The 7,683-nt window shown below is 72.0% G+C and carries 5 protein-coding genes; all 5 read left to right on the forward strand.

Annotated features, from left to right (window positions below; all coding sequences use genetic code 11):
* Positions 1-1,885: penicillin-binding protein 2 (locus MHW47_RS29230; RefSeq protein WP_239226769.1), on the forward strand; the 1,885-nt coding region annotated here is incomplete at its 5' end.
* Between the two features lie 17 nt (positions 1,886-1,902).
* Positions 1,903-3,618, forward strand: a complete 1,716-nt coding sequence (locus MHW47_RS29235; protein ID WP_239226772.1) for a UDP-N-acetylmuramoyl-L-alanyl-D-glutamate--2,6-diaminopimelate ligase — start codon at positions 1,903-1,905, stop codon at positions 3,616-3,618.
* A gap of 4 nt (positions 3,619-3,622) precedes the next feature.
* Complete coding sequence (gene murF, locus MHW47_RS29240; protein ID WP_239226773.1) at positions 3,623-5,029, forward strand: UDP-N-acetylmuramoyl-tripeptide--D-alanyl-D-alanine ligase; 1,407 nt, start codon at positions 3,623-3,625, stop codon at positions 5,027-5,029.
* Positions 5,026-6,096 (forward strand): phospho-N-acetylmuramoyl-pentapeptide-transferase, encoded by a 1,071-nt coding sequence (gene mraY, locus MHW47_RS29245; protein WP_239226774.1) that lies wholly within the window; start codon positions 5,026-5,028, stop codon positions 6,094-6,096. The genes murF and mraY overlap by 4 nt, the downstream gene beginning before the upstream one ends.
* Positions 6,093-7,520 (forward strand): UDP-N-acetylmuramoyl-L-alanine--D-glutamate ligase, encoded by a 1,428-nt coding sequence (gene murD, locus MHW47_RS29250; protein WP_239226775.1) that lies wholly within the window; start codon positions 6,093-6,095, stop codon positions 7,518-7,520. The genes mraY and murD overlap by 4 nt, the downstream gene beginning before the upstream one ends.
* The last annotated feature ends 163 nt before the right edge of the window (positions 7,521-7,683 follow it).

Below are 7,683 nucleotides of genomic sequence, written 5' to 3' on the forward strand. Positions count from 1 at the left end.
CCCGGCCGCCCCGCCGCGTGGCCGGGCGCCGCGCGGACGCTCCGCCCGGACGCTGCGGCTGGGCAGCCCGCGGCCCCGGCTCCGGCTGGTCAGCCTCGGCCTGACGCTCGTCATGATCGCGTTCGTCGTCCGGCTCCTCCAGGTCCAGGCCGTGGACGCCCACGCGTACGCCGCGAAGGCCGAGAAGAACCGCTACCTGAGCTACACGGTCGCCGCCGAGCGCGGCGAGATCACCGACCGCAGCGGCATCGCGCTGGCCACCAGCGTGGACGCGTACGACATCACCGCCGACCCCAAGATGTTCACCCCGGCCGACAGCAAGGCGCCCGACGCCCCGCAGCAGGCCGCCGAACTGCTCGCGCCGATTCTCGGCGTGGACGCGGACACCCTCGTCAAGAAGCTGTCCAAGCCGAAGAGCCGCTACACGGTCCTGGCGCGCAGGCAGACGCCGCAGGTCTGGAAGCAGATCAAGGACCTCAAGTCCGCGTTCGCCGAGAAGGCCGCCAAGGACAAGGCGGCCGGCGGCCCCGGCGCGAATGTGCTCGCGGGCGTCTTCCAGGAGGCGACCACCAAGCGGGTCTACCCCAACGGGGCCCTGGCCGCCGGGATACTGGGCTACGTCAACGCGAGCGGCGAGGGCGCGGGCGGCCTGGAGTTCCAGCTCGACAAGGAGCTGGCCGGCGAGGACGGCACCATCAAGTACGCCCAGTCCGGCGGTCGGCGGGTGCCGACCGCGGGCACCAAGGAGATCCCGGCGGTGCCCGGCTCCGACATCGAGCTGACCATCGACCGCGACATCCAGTGGGCGGCCCAGAAGGCCATCTCCGAGCAGGTCGCCAAGTCCGCGGCCGACCGCGGCTACGTCGTCGTGCAGAACACCCGCACCGGCGAGGTCCTCGCCATGGCCAACGCCCCCGGCTTCGACCCCAACGACCTCTCGCAGGCCGACGCCGCGGCACTGGGCAACGCGGCCCTCCAGGACGTCTACGAGCCCGGCTCCACCAGCAAGGTGATGTCCATGGCCGCCGTCCTGGAGGAGGGCGCCGCCACGCCCCTCACGCACGTCACGGTCCCCAACCGGCTGCACCGGGGCGACCGCCTCTTCAAGGACGACATCGACCACCCCACCTGGCAGCTGACGCTCAACGGCGTCCTCGCCAAGTCCAGCAACATCGGCACCATCATGGCCACCGGCGAGCTGGGCAGGACGCAGGCCGAGGCGAACAAGGTGCTGTACTCCTATCTGAGGAAATTCGGCATCGGTTCGCCCACCGGACTCGGCTACCCCGGCGAGACGGCCGGCCTCCTCGCCAAGCCCGAGGACTGGTCCACCTCGCAGCAGTACACGATCCCGTTCGGCCAGGGCCTCTCCCTCAACGCCATGCAGGCCGCCTCGATCTACTCCACCATCGCCAACGGCGGCGTCCGCATCCAGCCGACGCTCGTCCGCGGCACCAGGGGCCCCGACGGCCGCTTCACCCCGGCCGAGGCCCCCGAACAGACCCGGGTCGTCAGCGAGAAGACCGCGAAGACCCTCGCCCGCATGCTCGAATCGGTGGTCAGCGACCAGGAGGGCACCGGGACCAAGGCCCAGATCCCCGGCTACCGGGTCGCGGGCAAGACCGGCACCGCCAACCGCGTGGACCCGGTGCGCGGCGGCTACCACGGCTACACCGCGTCCTTCGCCGGCTTCGCGCCCGCCGACAACCCCCAGGTCACCGTCTACTGCGCGATCCAGAATCCCACCAAGGGCAGCCACTTCGGCGGCCAGACCTGCGGACCCATCTACAAGCAGGTCATGGAGTTCGCCCTCAAGACCCTCCAGACGCCCCCCACCGGCCGAGCGCCGGCCGATCTGCCGGTGTTCTTCGGAACCGGCGAGTGAACTCGCGGAGACCCCCAGTGACGACCATCACCCCCGACCCGGGGAACCGGAACGAGAACGTCCGTTCCGTTGCCCCCTCACTTCGCGAGAGGCCGGGTGCGCCCGGTACGCTCACCGCCGTGCCCCACGCTGAACAGTCCCGAACGACCCAGAAGGACGCGCCTGTGAACTATCCGGGAGCGCCCCGCCCGGACCGGCTGCGGCCGACCTCCCTCGTCACGCTGGCCGAGCGGCTGGGAATCGAACCACCCGGCACCGGTGAGGTCACCGGCATCACCCACGACTCCCGCGCCGTGCGCCCCGGAGACCTGTACGCGGCCCTGCCCGGCGCCCGCCTGCACGGCGCCGACTTCGCCGCCCAGGCGGCCGGGCTCGGCGCCGCCGCCGTCCTCACCGACCCCTCCGGCGCCGAACGCGCCCGCGCCACCGGGGTGCCGGTCCTGGTCACCGAGGACCCGCGCGCCCGGATGGGCGACCTCGCCGCCGAGATCTACGGCAGGCCCGGCACCGGACTCCTCCAGGTCGGCATCACCGGCACGTCCGGCAAGACCACCACCGCCTACCTCGTCGAGGGCGGCTTCCGGGGCGCCGGCCGCGCCACCGGGCTCATCGGCACCGTGGAGATGCGGATCGGCGACGAGCGCATCAAGTCCGAGCGCACCACGCCCGAAGCCACCGACCTCCAGGCCCTGTTCGCCGTCATGCGGGAACGCGGCGTGGACGCCGTCACGATGGAGGTCTCCAGCCACGCGCTGGTCCTCGGCCGGGTCGACGGCTGCGTCTTCGACATCGCCGTCTTCAACAACCTCAGCCCGGAGCACATGGAGTTCCACTCCGGCATGGAGGACTACTTCCAGGCCAAGGCGCAGTTGTTCACGCCCCGGCTCAGCAGGCGTGGCGTCGTCAACTACGACGACGCGTACGGCCGCAGGCTCGTCACCGAGGCGTCCGTGCCCGTCACGACCTTCTCCGCCGAGGGCCACCCGGACGCCGACTGGCGCGCCGAGGACGTCGTCGTCGGCCCGCTCGGGTCCACGTTCACCGTCGTCGGCCCGCAGGGCGAACGGGCCGCCGCCAAGGCCCCCCTGCCCGGTCCGTTCAACGTCGCCAACACGCTGGCCGCGATCGTCACGCTCGCCGTCGCCGGCATCGACCCGCAGACCGCGGCCGACGGCGTCGGCGCCGTGCCGGGCGTGCCCGGACGGCTGGAGCGGATCGACGCCGGACAGCCGTACCTGGCGCTCGTCGACTACGCCCACAAGACCGACGCCGTCGAGTCGGTGCTGCGCGCCCTGCGCAAGGTCACCAAGGGCCGCCTGCACCTCGTCCTCGGCTGCGGCGGCGACCGTGACACCACCAAGCGCGGCCCGATGGGCGCGGCGGCGGCCCGGCTCGCCGACACCGCCGTGCTGACCTCCGACAACCCCCGCTCCGAGGACCCCCTCGGCATCCTCGCCGCCATGCTGGCCGGTGCTGCCGAGGTGCCCGTCCACGAACGCGGCGACGTCCTGGTCGACGCCGACCGGGCCGCGGCCGTCGCCGCCGCGGTGAGCCGGGCCGAGCCCGGCGACACCGTGCTCGTCGCCGGCAAGGGCCACGAGCAGGGCCAGGACGTCCACGGCGTCGTCCGCCCCTTCGACGACCGGATCGTCCTGCGCGAGGCCATCGAGCGGACCCTGGGGCACGGCACCGGCCCCGCTGCCTCCCACCACGAGAACAACAGTCAGGGATGACCAAGTGATCGCCCTTACCCTCGCCGAGATCGCCGAAATCGTCGGCGGGCAGACACACGACATACCGGATCAGGCGGTAACCGTCGGCGGACCCGTCGTCATCGACTCCCGCAAGGTGACGCCCGGCAGCCTCTTCGTCGCCTTCGCCGGCGAGCGGGCCGACGGCCACGACTACGCCCGGCACGCCGTCGAGGCGGGTGCGGCCCTCGTCCTGGCCACCCGCCCCGTCGGCGTGCCCGCGATCGTCGTGGACGACGTCGTGGCCGCCCTCGGCGCGCTCGCCCGCGCCGTCGTCGGCCGCCTCGGCGCCACGGTCGTCGCCCTCACCGGCTCCGCGGGCAAGACGTCCACCAAGGACCTCATCGCCCAGCTCCTGGAGCGCAAGGGGCCCACCGTCTACCCGGAGGGCAACCTCAACAACGAGATCGGCCTGCCGCTCACCGCGCTGCGCGCCACCGACGAGACCCGGCACCTGGTCCTCGAGATGGGCGCGCGCTACATCGGGGACATCCGCTACCTCACCGGCCTCGTCCCCCCGCGCATCGGCCTCGTGCTCAACGTCGGCAGCGCCCACATCGGCGAGTTCGGCGGCAAGGAGCAGATCGCGCAGGCGAAGGGCGAGATGGTCGAGTCGCTGCCCGAGGACGGCGTCGCCGTGCTCAACGCCGACGACCCCCTCGTCCGCGCCATGGCCTCCCGGACCAAGGCCCGTGTGGTGCTGTTCGGCGAAGCCGCGGATGCGGACGTACGGGGCGAAGCCGTACGCCTCACCGACGACGGACGCCCCGCGTTCCGTCTCCACACACCCACCGGGTGCAGCGATGTGACCATGCGCCTGTACGGTGAGCACCACGTGTCGAACGCGCTCGCCGCGGCCGCCGTCGCCCATGAGCTGGGCCTGTCCGCAGACGAGATCGCCGAAGGGCTCTCCGAGGCGGGCACCCTCTCCCGCTGGCGCATGGAGGTCACCGAGCGTCCGGACGGCGTGACGTTCGTCAATGACGCCTACAACGCCAACCCCGAATCCATGAAGGCCGCGCTGCGCGCTCTGGTCGCCATGGGGAAGGGGCGTCGTACGTGGGCGGTGCTCGGCCTGATGGCCGAGCTCGGCGACGCCTCGCTCGCCGAGCACGACGCGGTCGGACGGCTCGCCGTCCGACTCAACGTCAGCAAGCTCGTCGCGGTCGGGGGCAGAGAGGCCTCCTGGCTGCAACTGGGCGCATACAACGAGGGTTCGTGGGGTGAGGAGTCGGTGCACGTGTCCGACGCACAGGCTGCCGTCGACCTGTTGCGCAGGGAACTGCGTCCGGGTGACGTGGTGCTGGTGAAGGCGTCCCGGTCGGTCGGCCTGGAACAGGTGGTCACCGCACTGCTGGAGAACGCGACCGAGGGCGAGGTCGCGGGCCGATGAGGCAGATCCTCTTCGCGGGAGCCATCGGGCTCTTCCTGACGCTGATCGGCACGCCGCTGCTGATCAAGCTCCTGGCCCGCAAGGGATACGGGCAGTTCATCCGGGACGACGGCCCGCGCACCCACGGGTCCAAGAAGGGCACGCCCACGATGGGCGGCATCGCCTTCATCCTGGCGACGCTCATCGCGTACATCCTGGCGAAGGTGATCACCGGCGAGGAGATGCGCTTCTCCGGTGTGCTGGTCCTCTTCCTGATGGCCGGCATGGGACTCGTCGGCTTCCTCGACGACTACATCAAGATCGTCAAGCAGCGCTCGCTCGGTCTGCGGGCCAAGGCGAAGATGGCCGGCCAGCTGATAGTCGGGATCGCCTTCGCGGTGCTCTCGCTCCAGTTCGCCGACGCCCGCGGCAACACCCCGGCCTCCGACAAGCTCTCGTTCGTCGAGGACTTCGGCTGGTCGATCGGCCCGGTGCTCTTCGTCGTCTGGGCGCTGTTCATGATCCTCGCCATGTCCAACGGCGTGAACCTGACGGACGGTCTGGACGGCCTGGCCACCGGCGCCTCGGTGATGGTCTTCGGCGCGTACACCTTCATCGGGCTCTGGCAGTTCCAGGAGTCCTGTGCCAACGCCGCCACGCTCACCAACCCGAGCGCCTGCTTCGAGGTGCGCGACCCGCTCGACCTCGCCGTCGTGGCCTCCGCGCTGATGGGCTCCTGCTTCGGCTTCCTGTGGTGGAACACCTCGCCGGCCAAGATCTTCATGGGGGACACCGGCTCGCTCGCCCTCGGCGGTGCCCTCGCGGGTCTCGCGATCTGCTCCCGCACCGAGTTCCTGATGGCGATCCTCGGCGGCCTCTTCGTGATGATCACGATGTCCGTCGTCATCCAGGTCGGCTCGTTCAAGATGACCGGCAAGCGCGTCTTCCGGATGGCCCCCCTCCAGCACCACTTCGAACTCAAGGGGTGGTCCGAAGTCCTTGTCGTGGTCCGCTTCTGGATCATCCAGGGCATGTGCGTCATCGTCGGACTCGGCCTCTTCTACGCAGGATGGGCAGCCAAGAAGTGAGCAACGTGGACTGGCAGGGCAAGCACGTCACGGTCGCCGGACTCGGGGTCTCCGGAATCCCGGCCGCCCGTGTCCTGCAGGGACTCGGCGCCGTCGTCACCGTGGTCAACGACGGGGACGACGAGCGCTCCCGCGCCCAGGCCGCCGAACTGGAGGCGCAGGGCATCGCCGTGCGCCTCGGCGACGGCGACACCCTGCCCCCGTCCACCGAACTCGTCGTCACCGCCCCCGGCTGGAAGCCCGGCAAGCCGCTGTTCGCCGCGGCCGCCGAGGCGGGCGTCCCGGTCTGGGGCGACGTCGAACTCGCCTGGCGGCTGCGCGGCCTGGACGGCCGGGAGCCGGCCCCCTGGCTCGCGGTCACCGGCACCAACGGCAAGACCACGACCGTCCGGATGCTGGCCGCCATCCTGGAGGCCGCCGGGCTGCGCACCGCCGCCGTCGGCAACATCGGCGTCTCCCTGCTGGACGCCGTCCTCGGCGAGGAGACGTACGACGTCCTCGCCGTCGAACTCTCCAGCTACCAGCTGCACTGGGCGCCCTCGCTGCGCGCCCACTCCGGGGCCGTCCTCAACCTGGCCCCGGACCACCTCGACTGGCACGGCTCCATGGCGGCCTACGCCGCCGACAAGGGCCGGATCTACGAGGGCAACACGGTCGCCTGCGTCTACAACGCCGCCGACCCGGCCACCGAGGACCTGGTGCGCGAGGCGGACGTGGAGGAGGGCTGCCGCGCCATCGGCTTCACCCTCGGCACCCCGGGGCCCTCGCAACTCGGCGTCGTCGACGGCATCCTGGTGGACCGCGCCTTCGTGAAGAACCGCCAGAAGCAGGCCCAGGAACTGGCCGAGGTCGCCGACGTCGACCCGCCGGCCCCGCACAACATCGCCAACGCCCTGGCCGCCGCCGCCCTGGCCCGCGCCTTCGGCGTCGCGCCCGCCGCCGTGCGCGACGGACTGCGCGCCTTCCGCCCCGACCCGCACCGCATCGAGCACGTCGCGGACGTCGACGGGGTCGCGTACGTGGACGACTCCAAGGCCACCAACACGCACGCCGCCGAGGCCTCGCTCGCCGCCTACGACTCCATCGTCTGGATCGCCGGGGGGCTGGCCAAGGGGGCCACCTTCGACGAGCTGGTGACCGGCTGCGCGAAGCGGCTGCGGGGCGTCGTGCTGATGGGCGCGGACCGCGCCCTGATCCGCGAAGCCCTGGCGCGACACGCCCCCGAGGTCCCGGTGGTCGACCTCGACCGGACCGACACTGGGGCGATGTCCGAGGCGGTCCGCGAGGCGGCACGGCTCGCCCGGCCGGGCGACACCGTGCTGATGGCCCCGGCCTGCGCGTCCATGGACATGTTCGTCAACTACAACAAGCGGGGCGAGGCCTTCGCGGACGCCGTCCGCGCACGCGCCGCCGAGAGCGCCTGACGGGCCCGGCCGCCGCGCCGCACCGCCCCGGTCGACCGGGGCGGACGAGCCCCTGGGCACGAGCAGTGGAGGGGACAGGGACATGCCGGCCGAAGAGAGCGTGCGGGTGCGGCCCGCTGCCAAGGCCCGGCGGCCCGCGGCGGTGCGGGTCCGGAGCGCGGGC

Origin of the sequence: Streptomyces sp. OfavH-34-F (genome assembly GCF_022347745.1) — a bacterium.
Lineage (GTDB): Bacteria > Actinomycetota > Actinomycetes > Streptomycetales > Streptomycetaceae > Streptomyces.